This is a genomic window from Pseudaestuariivita atlantica, from assembly GCF_001205715.1.
GTDB classification, from domain to species: Bacteria; Pseudomonadota; Alphaproteobacteria; order Rhodobacterales; family Rhodobacteraceae; genus Pseudaestuariivita; species Pseudaestuariivita atlantica.
The window spans coordinates 36,703-51,499 of record NZ_AQQZ01000010.1 but is presented as its reverse complement, the minus strand read 5'-3'; the positions used below and the strand labels follow the sequence as shown (position 1 = coordinate 51,499).

The following is a 14,797-nucleotide window of genomic DNA, read 5'->3' as shown; positions in this document are numbered from 1 at the left end:
GAGCCACCAGACCCGCCGGTGCCACCCGAGCCGCCGGACCCGTCAGTGCCCTTCGTGCCACCCGAGCCACCGGACCCGCCGGTGCCCTTCGTGCCACCCGAGCCACCCGAGCCACCGGACCCGCCGGTGCCCTTCGTGCCACCCGAGCCGTCGGACCCGCCGGTACCCTTGCTGCCGCCCGAACCGCCCGAGCCGCCAGAACCACCGGTGCCGGCGGTGCCGCCGGAGCCCTTGCCATCGTCCTTGTCGTCGACGCCTCCGCCGTAGTTCGCTTCGAACCACGTGCTCAGGTCATCGCCTTCAACGCCACCGTTGTAATACGTGTCGGTGCCAAAATCTGCGGAGTCCATCTGGGTGTCGGACATGGCTGTCGCTCCTCTCCAAAAATTCGAAATGCCTAATCGTTAGGCGCTACCGAAAGGATGGCCGGAGGGTTCATTTTGTGAAAGTTTTTCGACGAAAACGCAGCAATCGAGGGGTTTATTAACCTTTTGCCGACACGCAATCGCGGGAACGCAGACTTATTGTTTCAGCATGAAAAACACTGCGATTTGTGAAACCCTCTCCTTGTCACGAATCGGTCATACTTCGGTCACACGCGCGCCGCGCTCGCATGTCTGTTTACGTGCAGGAAAGAATGATTGATGTCTGAACGCCGCTCCAGCTCGAAAAAACGCATCATCCAGGTGGTCGAAGACCTGCTGGGCGAAACGGTGCGTTCGATCGATACGCCGGGCGGTTCGGCGCGCGCCAGTTGCCGCGTGATCCTGAAGGACCGCACCATCATCGCGACCAAGCGCCCCAACTTCCGGCGGACCCATCTTGAGGCGGCGGTGCTGAAGGCGCTGTCGGCGCGGACGCGGCATGTGCCCACCTTCCTCGGCCTGCAGGACGACGTCCTGCTGCAAAGCGACGTGGGCGGGCGGCGGCTGAGCCAGCTGGCCTGGACCGCGGACAAGGAGGGACAGCGGGTGCTGGCGCGGGATGCGCTGGCCTCGATCCTCGAAATCCAGTCGGCGGCGCGGATCGCGCTGGCGGACGTGCCGGTGCCACCGCTTGGCCAGTCGCGGGACTGGGTCGCGGCGATGGTGGGTGCCACGCGGAACCTTGAAGAGCACGACCGCGAGCGGGTGCCGATGCTGAACCACGACGCGGCCATCGATGCCTTGCGCGCCGCGCCGGTGCAGTTCCTGAAATGGGATTGCCGTTCGGGCAACGCGGCGCGGGACATGCGCGGGCGCCTGTGCTGGTTCGATTTCGAATATTGCGGGATGCGCCACGGGGCAGAGGACATCGCGTGGCTGATCGGCGATGAAAGCTGGCCGGTGCCGGCGACCGAGATGTTCACCCTGCTGGAATCCATGCTGCCCGACCACGACGTGGGCGACGTGGATGACTACCTTTCCTATCTCGGCCTTTACACGACGTTCCACATCCTGCAGCGGCTGGACCTGATCCAGCGGGAGACCGAGAAGCGCGGCTATCGTTCGCGCGCCAAGATCATCGAACGGGACGACGTGGGGCGGCACCCGGATTTCGCGGCGGCCCTGTGCCGCAACGGCATGGCCTGCGCCGAGTTGCACCCGCTGACAGCGCCCCTGCGGCGCGGGTTCAAGCGTGCGGCGGCGCGGTACGCCGCCGAGGCCGAGAAGCTGGCCCGCGCCGGTCGCAGGCGCAGCGCCTGACGAAACGCTTGATCTGACGGCAGCGCTTCGGTTACGCCATGGACAGGGACTGGCGATGGCGTCGTCGCTGATTGCAGGCAATCAGACTGTCCCCAACCAACCATCCTGAACGCCGGGATCTTGCCTTGCCGCGTGGCTGCGGTGATGGAAGGTGCGACCGGCGTAAAGGGGCACTCCTCACCACCGCGATGCGGCTTGTAACGGAGTGAACCGATGGACACAGCTTCCAATTTCACGGCGCACGCGCGCCCGGACTTCTACCGCTTCCACCAGGGTGACAAGGTGCTGCCCTTTGCCGATGCCGAATACGAGGCGCGGCTTGCCGGGTTGCGGGCGATCATGGCCGAACACGGGGTCGACGCCTGCGTGCTGACCTCGATGCACAACATCGCCTACTATTCGGGCTTTTTGTACTGCGCCTTCGGGCGGCCCTATGCGCAGGTTGTCACCGCGACCGATACCGTGACCTTCAGCGCGGGGATCGACGCGGCCCAGCCGTGGCGGCGCTGTTACGGCGACAACATCACCTATACCGACTGGCAGCGGAACAATTACTGGCGGGCGATCCTTTCGGTGACGGGGCCAGGGCGCGTCATCGGGTTCGAAGGCGATCACCTCACGATCGCGCAGATGGGCCTGATGGATGCTTTCCTCTCTCCGACCGGCACGGTCGACATCGCCGAAGCGACCATGCGGCAGCGGTTCAACAAGTCCCCGGCAGAGATCGAACTGATCCGCGCCGGTGCGGCGACGGCTGACGTGGGCGGCTATGCCGTGCGCGACGCGATCCGCGCGGGCGCGCGGGAGATCGACGTGGCGATGGCCGGGCGTGACGCGATGGAGCTGGAGATCGCGCGCCGGTTCCCGGATGCGGAATACCGCGACACGTGGGTGTGGTTCCAGTCGGGCATCAACACCGACGGCGCGCACAACCCCGTCACGGGCCGCAGGCTGCAAAGCGGCGATATCCTGAGCCTCAACACCTTCCCGATGATCTCGGGCTATTACACGGCGCTGGAACGCACCTTGTTCGTGGAAACGGTGGATGACGCCAGCCTCGCGATCTGGGAGGCGAACGTGGCCGCGCATGAATACGGGATGAGCCTTCTGAAGCCCGGCATCTCCTGCGCCGAGGTGACCGAGGCGATCAACACCTTCTTCGCAGAGCGCGACCTGCTGCAATACCGGACCTTCGGCTATGGCCACTCCTTCGGCGTGCTGAGCCATTACTATGGGCGCGAGGCGGGCCTGGAATTGCGCGAGGACATCGACACGGTGCTGAAGCCCGGCATGGTCATCTCGATGGAGCCGATGCTGACGATCCCCGAAGGCCAGCCCGGCGCGGGCGGTTACAGGGAGCACGACATCCTGGTGATCACCGAGGACGGCAACGAGAACATCACCGGCTTCCCCTACGGCCCGGATCACAACGTGGTCGGCTGACGGCAACAGGGTCCGGCGGGTCAAACGGGCTGGCCGGGCCGACACGTGCTGGAGTGTTCAGGGGGAAGTGGCGCACCGGGGAGGATTCGAACCCCCGACCCCTTGATTCGTAGTCAAGTACTCTATCCAGCTGAGCTACCGGTGCGTGAGGGCGTGAAATAGACGCGGCCCGCGCGCTTTGCAAGCGGAAATGGCGCGCTGACTGCAAGGCTTTTTACCCCAATCGGGGGATGCGCGCGGCGATGGGGCCGGGGCATCATCCCTGCAATTCAAGACCAATGCATTCTCGTTCGCGTCAGTGAGTCTCATGTCAGGTATCTCGCATGCGCGGGCCTGGGTATTTCTGACCCTCGCCCCGCTCCTTTGGTCCGGTAATTTCATCGTGGGGCGCGCGGCGCATGACGCGCTGGACCCGCTGGCACTGAATTTCGCGCGATGGGTGGTGGCCGCCCTTCTGCTTGCTCCCGTGCTGGTGACGCACAGGCGCGCGGCCCTGCTCCTGCTGCGCGGTCACGCGCGGGCCCTCGTCGCGCTGGCCGTGCTGGGTGTCGTCGGGTTCAACACCGTCCTCTATGCCGGCCTTGGCCGGATTGGCGCCGGGGAGGCCGGCATCCTGTTCGGGATCACGCCGGTCTGCGTGATCGTGATCGCGCGGGTGTGGCATGGCGGATGCTGCCCGCGCCGGGTCTGGATCGGGGCGGCGCTTGCCGTGATCGGCGTGGGCGGGGTGCTGTGGCCGACGGGCGGACAGGCGGGGTTCCTTGCGCCGGGCGCGGCGCTGGTGCTGGCGGCGGCGCTGATCTGGGCGGGGTATACCGTCGCTGTCACGCGGCTGGCGCAGGCAGAACGCCCGGTGATCGTTCTGGCGCTGACGACGTGGATCGGCGTGGTGCTGATGGCTCCGTTCGCCGTGATGTCCGACTGGCCAGCCACGCCATGGCCCACGGCACTTGTGGGCGCCGTCCTTTACCTTGGCGCGGGCGCGTCGGTGGCCGCCTTCTGGTGCTGGCAGCTGGGCACGCGGGTTGTCGGGGCGCGGCGCAGCGGCGTGTTCCTGAACCTGATCCCGGTCTTCGGCGTGCTGATGGGCGCGATATGGTTGGGAGAGAGTGTCAGCCCCGCCGGGCTTGCCGCGCTGGTCCTTGTCTTGACGGGCGTGGTCCTGGCGCAGTCGTCGGAAGCGCAACCTTCCCGCCCGGCACTCAGACCTGCGAAATCAGCGCCCCCTTGGGCAACGAGATCTCGAACACCGTCCCCTCCTCTCCCGTCTCGACCAGGTCGACGGACCCGCCGTGGCCGCGGATCAGTTCCTGCACGATTGTCAGGCCAAGCCCGGTTCCGCCCTTCCGGGCACCGCCTGCGAAAGCCTTGAACAGGTTCTCCCGCGCTTTCGGCGGGAAACCCGGCCCGTTGTCGCGCACGCAGATGATCCAGTTGGCGTCATCCTCGCGGGCGGAAATGGTGATGGTGCCGGGCTTGCCGGTGCCCATGATGACCTGCCGCGCGTTGCGAACGAGGTTGCCCAGCGCGCGGTACAATTGTTCGGGGTCGCCGCGCACGTCGAGCATCGGCGGCACCTCGTCCACGAAGGTCAGGTCGTAATCGCCCACGGCAAGCCGTTCGGACTGGAACACGTCGTCGACCACGTGGGACAGAGACAGGATGGTCAGTTTCGGCGCGGGTTCGTCGGCGCGGCCGAAGGCGAGCGTCGATTCGCACAGGCTGACGGCGCGGCGGATCGAGTTGACCAGTTTCGGCGCCATGCGGCGCACGGCGGGGTCTTCGGATTGCTCGATCCGGTCGGTGAAAAGCTGCGCCGAGGTGAGGATGTTGCGCAGGTCATGGCTCACCTTGGCGACCGCTTCGCCCAATTGCGCCAGCCGCTCGCGCTGCCGCAGGGAGGCGGTGAGTTGCGTCTGCATGGATTGCAGCGCCTCTTCCGCCTCGCGCAACTCGCGCACGCTGGCCGACGGCTGGATGATGCGCCGGGCGTCCTCGGGCGCGGCGGCATAGGATTGCATGTGTTCCACAACGCCCGTGATCGGTTTGACCAGAAGCACGCGCACCGCAAGGAACAGAAGTGTTGCCGTGAAGATCGAGATGATGGCCGACAGGGCGAGGATCCGCAGGCCGTAATCAATCATCGCCGCGCGCAGGGGGGCGCTGTCCATCGTCGCCTCGATCACGAGGCCCGCATCCTGCACCGGCGTGCCGATGACGCGGATCATCTCGCGTTCGGGAGTGACGAGGCGCGACAGGGCGTCCCGGATCAGCAGCATGGCGGGCGCGTCGCGCATGTCATAGGTCTGCGACACGGGCACCGGCATGGGCGCCGACAGGATCAGCTGGCGCGCCTCGTCCCGCCGCAGCACGATGTTGAAGACGCCCGCATTGCGCAGCAGTTCCTCTTCGAGGTCGGCATCGATCATGTCGGCGGCCAGCAGCGTCAGGGACGCGATCTGCGCGCGCTCCAGCCGCGAAAGCAGGTAATCCTCGCGATAGCGCGCGACCGACGGGACGAAAATCAGCACTTCCGCGAGGAAGACGAAAACCGTCGTCAGGATCAGGAAGCGGCCGGAAAGGGAATTGAACATGCGCGGTCCGATGGTTTGCCGGGTGATACCATGCCCGGCGGCGTTCTCAAATCAGGGCAGCCACCTTTGCACGAAACGGACAACCGCCTTGACCTTGTCACTTTCGAACAGCCTTGGCGAGAAATAGGCGCCCGCGGCGCGTTTGTTGACCTCGCCGATGGTGGGATAGGGCGACACCATCGCGCTGACCTGGCTCATTTTCATGTTGTTGGCGATCACCAGGGACCAGAGGTTGATCAACTCTCCCGCCTGGTGGCCCGCGATGGACACGCCCACGGGGCGGCCCTTGACCACCATCACCTTGATGAGCCCCGCCGTCTTGCGTTCGGCGATGGCGCGGTCGTTGTGGGAGAAGTGGAAGCGCGCAATTTCAAGGCGGTCACCGTGTTCCTTCCGCGCCTGCGCCTCGGTCAGGCCGACCTGGGCAAGCTCGGGGTCGGTATAGGTCGCCCACGGGATGTGCGCGGTCTTGGCCTTGGCCGGCAGGCCCAGCACGGCAGAGCGGATGACGATGCCCGCGTGGTAGCCCGCGACATGGGTGAACTGCATCCCGCCCGCCACGTCACCGATGGCATAGACGCGGCTGTTGGTCGTCTTCAGGCGGTCGTCCACCTTGATCCCCGTGCGGGTCGTTTCGATCCCGGCGGCGTCAAGGTCCAGCCGGTCGGTGTTCGACTTGCGCCCCACGGCCATCAAGAGGTGAGAGCCCTTGAAGGTACGGCCATCCTTCGTCTCGATCTCGATCGCGCCGTCGCTTCCCCGGATTTCGGAGGCGAGCGCGCCTTCGGCGATCTCCACCCCTTCGGCGCGGAGGTTGTCGAGCACGATGGCGGCCATTTCCGGGTCGTCCTTGCCCAGCGCGGTTTCGCCCTCGATCACGGTGACCTTGCAGCCAAGGCGGACATGGGCCTGCGCCATTTCCATCCCGATCGGGCCGCCGCCGACGATCAGCAGGTGATCGGGGCGGTCGCGCAGGTCGAAGATGGTCTCGTTGGTTTGGAACGGGACGGCATCAAGGCCGGGGATCGGAGGGACCAGCGGGGAGGAACCGGTCGCGATCACGATGCGGCGCGCGGTGATCCGGTAGGGCCCGGCCTCGACCGTGCGGTCGTCGATGAAGCGACCGAATTCGCGGATCACCCGCACGCCCAGCCCTTCGAACCGCTCCTGGCTGTCGACCGGTTCGATCTGCGCGATCACGTCATGCACGTGGTCCTTGGCCGCGGCGTAATCGACGCTGGGCGTGACCGAGGCGACGCCGTATTGCGCGGCCGTTTCCATCCCGTGGGCGGCCCTGCCACTGGCGATCAGGGCTTTCGAGGGCACGCAGCCGAAGTTGAGGCAGTCGCCGCCCATCTTTTGGCCTTCCAGCAGGACGACATCCGCGCCCATCTGCACCGCGCCGGCAGCGACCGACAATCCGCCCGACCCGGCACCGATCACCAGTATGTCCGTCTTGATCCGTTCCATCGGTCAGAGCCCTTTCTTGCCGCGCACGGCCTTGAGGAGGATGGGCATGGCGGCGAGCGCGCAGAGGCCGAGGATCGGCAGGATCACGTGCGGTTCGAAGATGATGCCGAGATTGGGGGTCTCGCCACGGGCAAACACCTCTCCCAGCCCCGCCCCGACCGAGGTGTAGACGATAGCGCCGGGAATGATGCCGAGGAAGGTCGAGATGGCGAAGCGGTGCAGCGGCACTTCGAGGAACGAGGGGATGAGGTTCGCCATGAAGAACGGCACCGCCGGCACAAGCCGCAGCAGGAACAGCATCGACCACTGGTTTTCGTCCAGCCCGTCCTTGATGCGCTTGACCATGCCCTGGCTGTGTTCAAGCCGCGCACCCAGCCGCTCCCCGAACCCCATGCGCGCGGCCTGAAAGATGGCGATGGCGCCCAGTGTCGCCCCGGTGATGTTGAACAGGGCGCCGGGGAAAGTGGCGAACAGGAACCCGCCGGTCAGCGTCGCGATGGTCGCACCCGGAAGGGAGAAGGCGACGATGATCGTGTAGGCGAGGATGAACAGACCCACGGTCAGCACGTAATTGGCGTCGCGGAAGGCGATCAGCGCCTCGCGGTTGTCGGCCAGCGTCTGGAAGCTGAGGTAATCGCCCAGCGTTAAATAGCCCACGACCGCCGCCACGACGATCGCGATCAGCGGCAGTTTCGATTTCAGTCCGTCGCCGGTCGTCCTGGGGGCATTTTCGGTCATGTCGGTCATGTGCATAGCCTTTTCGCTCGGGTCTTGGCCACTTATCTGATGCATCGCGGGCGACGGCGATACTCCCGCTCACGCGCGCTTGATCGGCGGTGACGCGAGGCTGTAACAATCGGCCCCACGATCACGAAACGCCCCACCTGCGGTGACAGGTCCGTGAGGGTCGTGACAAAAAAGTGCGCAGAAGGCGGGTCAGCCGGTTTGACTTTGAAACATCGGCGGCGTATGCGCGGGGTCTGACATGACAAGGCAGCGCGAATCCATCCGGGATGCCGCGTGCCGACAGACGGAGAGACGCGATGAAACGCACGTTCCAACCTTCGAACCTTGTGCGCAAACGCCGCCACGGGTTCCGCGCGCGCATGGCCACCAAGGCCGGCCGCAAGATCCTGAACGCCCGCCGCGCCCGCGGTCGGAAGTCGCTCAGCGCCTGAGCCGCGATCCATGCCTTTTGCCAAGCCCGCGCCTGCGAGGGACGCGGGCTTTTCGCATGTGGAGGTCCTGCAAAACCGCAGCCAGTTCCTTGCCGCCGCGAGGGGCCGGAAGGTCGCGATGCCGTCGATGATCGTGCAGGCCCGTGCCCGGCGGGATGACGGCGATCACGTGGGCGTCGGGTTCACCTGTTCCAAGAAGGTCGGCAACGCGGTCGCCCGTAACCGCGCCAAGCGCCGCTTGCGGGAGGCGGCGCGGGCGGTTCTGCCCGAACGTGCGAGGCCCGGCATGGATTACGTCCTGATCGGGCGCGCAACGGCGACGGCGACCCGCCCCTTCGATGCGCTTGTCGGTGATTTGCGTGCGGCCCTCGACAAGCTGCATGCCGGGGACCGCGCATGACCCCGCTGGCCTTTCTCTTCTCCCTGCCCATCCGCCTTTACCGGCTTGTCGGGAGCCCGTGGGTCGGCCACGCCTGCCGGTATCAACCGACATGTTCGGCCTATGCGATGGAGGCGCTGCAGAAGCATGGCGGGATCAAGGGCGGTTGGCTGACCTTCCGGCGCGTGATGCGCTGCCACCCGTGGGGCGGGTCGGGGATCGACAACGTGCCGGACTGAACGACGCTGCCCGCGTCGCCATGAGGAAAATCCTGTCGCCTTGCGGCAAATGCGCCGCGCCGGATGTGGTAGGGTCGGGCAGCTTTTGTCCAAGAGTTTGCCCATGACCACCGATCTGTCGTCCGTCACCCGCCCCATCTCGCAAGCCAATGGCCTGCCCAACGCGCATTACACCGATCCGGCGGTCTTTGCCGAAGAGCGGGACGCGCTCTTGTTCGGAACGTGGTCGGGGATCGGCGTTGCCGCGGACGTGCCCGAACCGGGCGACGCGAAACCGATCGAGTTCCTTGGCCTGCCGCTTCTCCTGATCCGCGACCGCGATGGCGATGTGCGCGTGTTCCAGAACACCTGTCGGCACCGGGGCATGATCCTTGTCTCGGAACCGCGCCGGATCGAGGGCGCGATCCGCTGCCCGTACCATTCGTGGTGCTATTCCACCAAGGGCAAGCTGGTTGCGACCCCGCATGTGGGCGGGCCGGGCATGAACACGCACGCGGACATGGACCGCGACACGCTGGGCCTGATCGAGGTGCCCTCCCACGTCTGGCGCGACGTGGTGTTCGTCAACATCTCGGGTACCGCAGCCCCGTTCGAAGAGGTGCATGCCGACCTGATCGCCCGCTGGTCGGAGTTCGATGCCAGCCCGATGCACCACGGCGGCGCAGACAGCCGGTTCACGCTGGATGTGCAGACGAACTGGAAGCTTGCGGTCGAAAACTACTGCGAAAGCTATCACCTGCCGTGGGTTCATCCCGGCCTGAACAGCTATTCCCGGCTGGAAGACCATTACAATATCGAGGAACAGGGCCGTTATTCCGGACAAGGCACGCTGGTCTACCGCCAGTTGACCGGCGAAGCGGGCGAGGTCTTTCCCGATTTCGCGGGCCTGTCTGACAAGTGGGACGAGGGCGCGGAATACATCACCGTCTATCCAAACGTCCTGCTGGGTGCCCAGCGCGACCATGCCTTTGCCATCGTGCTGGAACCAAAGGCGGTGGATCGCACGGTCGAACACATTCACCTCTACTACGCGTCCGACGAAACCGACGACGCGCTGCGCCGGAAGAACGCGGAACAGTGGAAGGTCGTGTTCGAGGAAGACATCTTCGTGGTCGAAGGCATGCAGCGCGGGCGGCACGGGCCGGGATTTGACGGCGGGCGGTTCAGCCCGGCGATGGACGGGCCGACGCATTGCTTCCACGCCTGGGTGGCCGGACGGGTGAGCAACGCGCGGCAACGCCTTGCGGCGGAATGAAGCGGGACCTTGATGCCGCACTGATCGCGGCGCACGAGGCAGGTGACCGGCCCGCCCTTGTGCGTCTTTATTCCGAGGCGGCGGACGGCGCGGCATCCGAAGAGGCGCAGGCGTTCTTTCTCACGCACGCCTATGTCTTCGCGCTTGAATGCGGAGCGGCGGAAGCTACGAAGTTGCGCGCGCGGCTGAAGGCGCTTGGCCGGATCTAGAAATCCTCGACCCGCCGGATGCGCCACGCGGTGAAGCCGCCCGCCATGTCAGCCAGGTCGTCGGGGGAGAAGACCGCGCGCGTGGCGAGCGCCGCCGCGACCTCGCCCATCGGGACCTCGTCGATCTCGTAACGGTCGGGCCGGAAGGTGCCGGGGGCCGCGCGTTCGGCCAGCATGTTGATGAAATCCGGGCGCGCGACATAAGCACCGTCGAAATCCACCGAGTTCAGCGCCGCTCCGTCGAACGACACGTCGAACAGGACCGCGTTGCGGAAGGTGGCGCCGGGCAGCGCAGCGCCGTCGAACCGCGCGCCCATCAGCGTCGCCCCGTCGAACTGCACCGCGATGGCCTGGATATTGTCGAAGATGCTGCGCTGGATGAAGGCATCGGCAAAACTCGTCCCGGCCATGAAGGTGGGATAGACCTCTCCCTCTGCCCTGTAAGGCCCGCGGGCCTCTTCACCGGGGAGCGAGGCAAAGGTGGTGTCGCGCAGCCACGCCGAGGCAAAGCTCGCGTTTTCCAGCTGGGCGCCGCCGAACCGCCCTTCGAGGATCGCCGAACGGTCGAACGCGGCATAGCTGAGCATGGCGTTTTCCAGCGAGACGGCGGTGAAGGTCAGATCCTCGGCGGCGGCAAAACTGAGGTCGAGCCCGTAATAGCTGAGGCTTTCGGTGTCGCGCAGGCCGGATTGCACCAGCGTCAGCAGAAGCTGCGCGCGTTCGGGGCTCGCGGGCCGCGCGATCAGGGATTGTTCGGCCACGTCCTGCCCCGTTGACATCGCGGCGGCAAGGCCGGGGTTCGACCCGAACAGGTCCGTCCGGCGCTGCATGGCAACGCGAATCTTGTCGTTGTCGTCATAGGCCCGGTAGAGCGGTTCGAGGAAGCGATAGGGTTTGGCCGCGCGGCTGGCCGCCACGATCCGCATCCGCAGCGACTGGTCGATATCGGTGACCGGGTCGAGCACGGGCACCATTCCCGCCCAAGGGTTTTCGTGCGCAGGCGCGCCTTCGGCCGCGTCGCGGGCCGCCTTGCGGTCAAGCGCTTCTCCCAGAAGGGCGGCAATATTGGTGATCTCGACCGCGATCTCGGCGTTGCGGGCGGCTTCGGCCAGTTCGACCTGCGTGGCCAGAAGCGCGGATTGATCGCTGATGCGCTGGTTCTGCACCTCCAGCGCGCGCAATTGGTCTTCGAGGTGCTGGTTCTGCTTGAAGAGGAGCGCCGTGCCCGCAAGCGCGGCCATCGCCGCGATCAGGCCGGTGAGCGACGCGATGATCCAGCGCCGCGCGCTGAGCCACGCGTAGCGCGCGAAGGACAGTTGCAACAGGTTGCGCCCGGCCTGGATCGTGCCGGTCGGATCACGGTCCGCCGCGCCCTGCGCGATGTCGGCGAGGGGGCCTGCGAAGCTTTCCATCTGCGCCTCGACCACGCCGAAGGCGCGGCGCATGAGGATGCCGCGAAAGACGAAAAGGACCACGCCAATAATCGACAGGACAAGGATCGCGCCAAGGAAGACGGATACGATCAGCGCCGCGCTGTCCTCCAGCCCGGCCTGCGAGAAGGCCAGAAGAAAGCCCGCCGCGATCCCGAATCCGAAGATGAGCAGGCCAAAGACAACCGGCAACCGGCTGGCCGGGAGCTTGAACTCGGGGCTGGCTTCGGGTTCGGACATGTTCGACCTCTCGCCCGGCAGGGTAGAAAGCCGCTTGCCGCCGATCAAGCGAAAGCCGCCCGCGCGCTTGACAATCGCCGCCCCGCCCTGCCAAGCCGCGCCCATGCTCGACGATGCCGACGACATCCATCCGCTGTTCCACGGGGCGCCCAAGACGACCGAGTTCCGCAAGCTGCGCAAGCGGCTGGTGCGGGACGTGCGCGAGGCCGTCGACCAGTACGGCATGGTGGAACCCGGCGCGCGCTGGCTGGTCTGCCTGTCGGGCGGGAAGGACAGCTACACGTTGCTGGCGATCCTGTACGAGTTGAAATGGCGCGGGCTGTTGCCGGTCGACCTGCTGGCCTGCAACCTCGACCAGGGGCAGCCGGGGTTCCCCGCGACGGTGCTGCCCGAGTTCCTCGACCGGATGGGCGTGCCGCACCGGATCGAATACCAGGACACCTATTCCATCGTCGTCGACAAGGTCCCGCAAGGCCGCACCTTCTGCGCGCTGTGTTCGCGCCTGCGCCGTGGCAACCTCTACCGGATCGCGCGCGAGGAAGGCTGTTCGGCGGTCGTGCTGGGCCATCACCGCGACGACATCCTCGAGACGTTCTTCATGAACCTCTTTCACGGCGGGCGGCTGGCGACGATGCCGCCGAAGCTTGTGAACGAGGAGGGCGATTTGTTCGTTTATCGCCCGCTGGCGCACGTGGCCGAGGCCGATTGCGACAAGTTCGCCCGCGCCATGCAGTATCCGATCATTCCCTGTGATCTGTGCGGAAGCCAGGACGGTTTGCAGCGCCAGCAGGTCAAACAGATTCTCGACGGCTGGGAAGCGAACAGCCCCGGACGCCGGCAGGTGATGTTCCGCGCCCTGATGAACGCGCGCCCGTCCCATCTTCTGGATCCGAAATTGTTCGACTTTGCGGGACTTTCACGCGGAATCGGGGAAAACGGTCCGGAATAGGGCATTTTCTTGGCGCGCATTAACCGCGCGATCACCGTTTGTACCTAGCGTCACCCGAAGATGCGGCTGAAGACCGCCGCAACGAGAGGGGTTGCAAATGGTTCAATCCATGATGACTCGCATCTCCGGCTGGGCCGGAGCACTTCGCCGCGCGTTGTCGGGCCCGCAGGTGATGGCCTTTGTCCCGGCGGCGACGCTGGGCGCGTTCTGGCTGGGGGGAGAGGCCGCGCTGATCGCGACCGCGCTGGTCTGTCCGCTGATTGTCGGGCGATTGACGCACGCTGCCGAAGACAATGCGCCGCCTCCCCTGCCCCGCGATACCGTGACCGGCCTTGTGCATCGCTCGCAGTTTCTCGACACGCTCGACGCGCATTTGCACGATCTGGACCGGACCCACAGGAAAACCGCGTATTTCGCCATCGAACTTGATGAATTCGCCGGACTGGCCGAGAAATACGGCCCGGATGTAAGCGAGGCGCTGCTGTCCTGCACCGCCCATCGCCTACAGGGGGTGATGCGCGACCGTGAAATGGTGTCGCGTTCGGGCGATTTCAGGTTCTCCGTCGCGCTGGACCCGGTCCGCAACCTCGATCTTGAATCCAGCATCCAATTGGCGACGCGCCTGCAGACCGCGATAGAGGAGCCGATCTCGGCGGATGGCAACCTGTATTACGTCAGCTGCTGTGTCGGCTTCTGCCTGTCGAACCGCGCGCCGGGCCGGGGTGCGAAGGCGCTGCATGACGGCGCGGTGACCGCTCTGGCCGAAGCGCAGCGCACCGGGCCCTCGACCATCCGGTCCTATTCCGAAGAGGTGCGCCTGCTGCAAAGCCAGCGGCTGGCCCTGTGCGAGGATATCACCGCCGGGCTGGATGCCGAACAGTTCCATGCATGGTTCCAGCCGCAGATATCGACCGATACCGGCGAGATCTCGGGCTTTGAAACGCTTGCGCGCTGGCTGCACCCGACGCGCGGGCTGGTCTCGCCGGGCGAGTTCCTGCCGTTGATGGAGCGGAACGGGCAGCTCGACCGGCTGGGCCAGACGATGCTGAACCAGGCGCTGCGCGCGCTGGCCTTGTGGGACCAGGCGGATGTCACCGTGCCCCGCGTCGGGGTCAATTTCACGGCAGACGAATTGCGCAACCCGCGGCTTGTGGACCGCGTCGAATGGGCCCTCGACCGGCATGACGTGACGCCCGACCGGCTGTGCGTGGAAATCCTCGAAGACGTGGTGTCGCGCGCGCCCGACGACGTGACCTCGCGCAATATCAAGCGGCTCGCGGAGCTGGGCTGCACCATCGACCTCGACGATTTCGGAACCGGCAATACCTCCATCTCGTCGCTGCGGCGCTTTCCGGTGACGCGGCTTAAGATCGACCGCTCCTTTGTCAGCAATGCCGACCAGTCGGTCGATCAGCAGCGCATGATCTCGGCCATCCTGACGATGGCCGAACGGCTGGACCTGCAAACGCTGGCCGAAGGGATCGAGACACCGGGAGAGCATGCAATGGTCGCGCAGCTTGGCTGCGGATCGGTGCAGGGCTTTGGCATCGCGCGCCCGATGCCCTTCGACAAGACGGTCGACTGGATCCGCGAATACAACGCTCAACGCCACAAGACGCCGGTAATCGGGCGCAGGACTGGCTGATCACCGCGCCCGTTGCCGGGAATCGCCTTGACCTTTCCCGACCCACTCTGTTGAACCGCACAAAGCTCTTCAACAGACGCA

General features: G+C 65.8%; 14 protein-coding genes, 1 tRNA gene and 1 pseudogene. 10 read left to right on the top strand and 6 right to left on the bottom strand.

Translation table 11 applies throughout. From position 1 onward, the window contains the following. The coding region (locus ATO11_RS22215; RefSeq protein WP_207382985.1) for a hypothetical protein at positions 1-365 on the bottom strand (365 nt) is incomplete at its 3' end. Positions 366-644: 279 nt separating this feature from the next. Here ATO11_RS22215 and ATO11_RS18300 point away from each other — a divergent pair. After that, a complete protein-coding gene (locus ATO11_RS18300; RefSeq protein WP_050532374.1) occupies positions 645-1,685 on the top strand; it encodes a hypothetical protein in 1,041 nt (346 codons plus the stop codon). Between the two features lie 213 nt (positions 1,686-1,898). Further along, on the top strand, positions 1,899-3,128 hold the full coding sequence (locus tag ATO11_RS18295; protein ID WP_050532373.1) for an aminopeptidase P family protein: 1,230 nt from the start codon (positions 1,899-1,901) through the stop codon (positions 3,126-3,128). A 68-nt stretch (positions 3,129-3,196) separates the two neighbouring features. Here ATO11_RS18295 and ATO11_RS18290 read toward each other — a convergent pair. Further along, positions 3,197-3,273: transfer RNA gene (locus tag ATO11_RS18290), tRNA-Arg, on the bottom strand. A gap of 162 nt (positions 3,274-3,435) precedes the next feature. On the opposite strand from ATO11_RS18290, the pseudogene ATO11_RS22325 reads away from it, so the two are divergent. Further along, positions 3,436-4,281: pseudogene (locus tag ATO11_RS22325) on the top strand (DMT family transporter); the annotation flags it as partial. A 49-nt stretch (positions 4,282-4,330) separates the two neighbouring features. Here the strand turns inward: ATO11_RS22325 and ATO11_RS22430 are convergent. The 3 genes from ATO11_RS22430 to ATO11_RS18270 are packed head-to-tail and all read right to left on the bottom strand — an operon-like array spanning position 4,331 to position 7,939. Further along, a complete protein-coding gene (locus tag ATO11_RS22430; RefSeq protein ID WP_050532371.1) occupies positions 4,331-5,722 on the bottom strand; it encodes a sensor histidine kinase in 1,392 nt (463 codons plus the stop codon). 51 nt (positions 5,723-5,773) lie between these two features. Then, positions 5,774-7,192: a dihydrolipoyl dehydrogenase family protein gene (locus tag ATO11_RS18275; protein ID WP_050532370.1), complete on the bottom strand. Its 1,419-nt coding sequence runs from the start codon at positions 7,190-7,192 to the stop codon at positions 5,774-5,776. A 3-nt stretch (positions 7,193-7,195) separates the two neighbouring features. Further along, positions 7,196-7,939 carry a TVP38/TMEM64 family protein gene (locus ATO11_RS18270; protein WP_423212719.1) on the bottom strand — a complete coding sequence of 248 codons (744 nt, stop codon included), beginning with the start codon at positions 7,937-7,939 and terminating at the stop codon, positions 7,196-7,198. A 296-nt stretch (positions 7,940-8,235) separates the two neighbouring features. Here ATO11_RS18270 and rpmH point away from each other — a divergent pair, with 296 nt between their 5' ends. The 5 genes from rpmH (at position 8,236) to ATO11_RS18245 (ending at position 10,452) form a co-directional block, all read left to right on the top strand. Next, positions 8,236-8,370 carry a 50S ribosomal protein L34 gene (gene rpmH / locus ATO11_RS18265; protein ID WP_012177012.1) on the top strand — a complete coding sequence of 45 codons (135 nt, stop codon included), beginning with the start codon at positions 8,236-8,238 and terminating at the stop codon, positions 8,368-8,370. 10 nt (positions 8,371-8,380) lie between these two features. Further along, positions 8,381-8,770, top strand: a complete 390-nt coding sequence (gene rnpA, locus ATO11_RS18260) for a ribonuclease P protein component (RefSeq protein WP_050532369.1) — start codon at positions 8,381-8,383, stop codon at positions 8,768-8,770. Then, entirely contained in the window at positions 8,767-8,988 is a 222-nt protein-coding gene (yidD, locus tag ATO11_RS18255) for a membrane protein insertion efficiency factor YidD (RefSeq protein ID WP_050532368.1), read from the top strand. The genes rnpA and yidD overlap by 4 nt, the downstream gene beginning before the upstream one ends. 103 nt (positions 8,989-9,091) lie before the next feature. Continuing rightward, complete coding sequence (locus ATO11_RS18250; protein ID WP_050532367.1) at positions 9,092-10,243, top strand: aromatic ring-hydroxylating oxygenase subunit alpha; 1,152 nt, start codon at positions 9,092-9,094, stop codon at positions 10,241-10,243. Next, positions 10,240-10,452 carry a hypothetical protein gene (locus tag ATO11_RS18245; RefSeq protein ID WP_050532366.1) on the top strand — a complete coding sequence of 71 codons (213 nt, stop codon included), beginning with the start codon at positions 10,240-10,242 and terminating at the stop codon, positions 10,450-10,452. Before ATO11_RS18250 ends, ATO11_RS18245 begins: the two co-directional genes overlap by 4 nt. Here the strand turns inward: ATO11_RS18245 and ATO11_RS18240 are convergent. Further along, positions 10,449-12,227: a pentapeptide repeat-containing protein gene (locus ATO11_RS18240; RefSeq protein WP_050532365.1), complete on the bottom strand. Its 1,779-nt coding sequence runs from the start codon at positions 12,225-12,227 to the stop codon at positions 10,449-10,451. The genes ATO11_RS18245 and ATO11_RS18240 overlap by 4 nt on opposite strands. Here ATO11_RS18240 and ttcA point away from each other — a divergent pair. Together ttcA and ATO11_RS18230 are read left to right on the top strand one after the other, a co-directional pair. Then, on the top strand, positions 12,226-13,071 hold the full coding sequence (ttcA, locus tag ATO11_RS18235; protein ID WP_050532364.1) for a tRNA 2-thiocytidine(32) synthetase TtcA: 846 nt from the start codon (positions 12,226-12,228) through the stop codon (positions 13,069-13,071). The genes ATO11_RS18240 and ttcA overlap by 2 nt on opposite strands. Before the next feature lie 109 nt (positions 13,072-13,180). Next, a complete protein-coding gene (locus ATO11_RS18230) occupies positions 13,181-14,716 on the top strand; it encodes a putative bifunctional diguanylate cyclase/phosphodiesterase (protein WP_207382984.1) in 1,536 nt (511 codons plus the stop codon). The last annotated feature ends 81 nt before the right edge of the window (positions 14,717-14,797 follow it).

What these genes read in the sequence shown, in the direction of transcription:
- ATO11_RS18295 (WP_050532373.1), top strand. Translation starts at nt 1,899, where the DNA reads ATGGACACAGCTTCCAATTTCACGGCGCACGCGCGCCCGGACTTCTAC.
- ATO11_RS22430 (WP_050532371.1), bottom strand. Translation starts at nt 5,722, where the DNA reads ATGTTCAATTCCCTTTCCGGCCGCTTCCTGATCCTGACGACGGTTTTC.
- ATO11_RS18250 (WP_050532367.1), top strand. Translation starts at nt 9,092, where the DNA reads ATGACCACCGATCTGTCGTCCGTCACCCGCCCCATCTCGCAAGCCAAT.
- ATO11_RS18230 (WP_207382984.1), top strand. Translation starts at nt 13,181, where the DNA reads ATGATGACTCGCATCTCCGGCTGGGCCGGAGCACTTCGCCGCGCGTTG.
- ATO11_RS18300 (WP_050532374.1), top strand. Translation starts at nt 645, where the DNA reads ATGTCTGAACGCCGCTCCAGCTCGAAAAAACGCATCATCCAGGTGGTC.
- ATO11_RS18275 (WP_050532370.1), bottom strand. Translation starts at nt 7,192, where the DNA reads ATGGAACGGATCAAGACGGACATACTGGTGATCGGTGCCGGGTCGGGC.
- ATO11_RS18240 (WP_050532365.1), bottom strand. Translation starts at nt 12,227, where the DNA reads ATGGGCGCGGCTTGGCAGGGCGGGGCGGCGATTGTCAAGCGCGCGGGC.
- ATO11_RS18245 (WP_050532366.1), top strand. Translation starts at nt 10,240, where the DNA reads ATGAAGCGGGACCTTGATGCCGCACTGATCGCGGCGCACGAGGCAGGT.
- rpmH (WP_012177012.1), top strand. Translation starts at nt 8,236, where the DNA reads ATGAAACGCACGTTCCAACCTTCGAACCTTGTGCGCAAACGCCGCCAC.
- yidD (WP_050532368.1), top strand. Translation starts at nt 8,767, where the DNA reads ATGACCCCGCTGGCCTTTCTCTTCTCCCTGCCCATCCGCCTTTACCGG.
- ttcA (WP_050532364.1), top strand. Translation starts at nt 12,226, where the DNA reads ATGCTCGACGATGCCGACGACATCCATCCGCTGTTCCACGGGGCGCCC.
- ATO11_RS18270 (WP_423212719.1), bottom strand. Translation starts at nt 7,939, where the DNA reads ATGACCGACATGACCGAAAATGCCCCCAGGACGACCGGCGACGGACTG.
- rnpA (WP_050532369.1), top strand. Translation starts at nt 8,381, where the DNA reads ATGCCTTTTGCCAAGCCCGCGCCTGCGAGGGACGCGGGCTTTTCGCAT.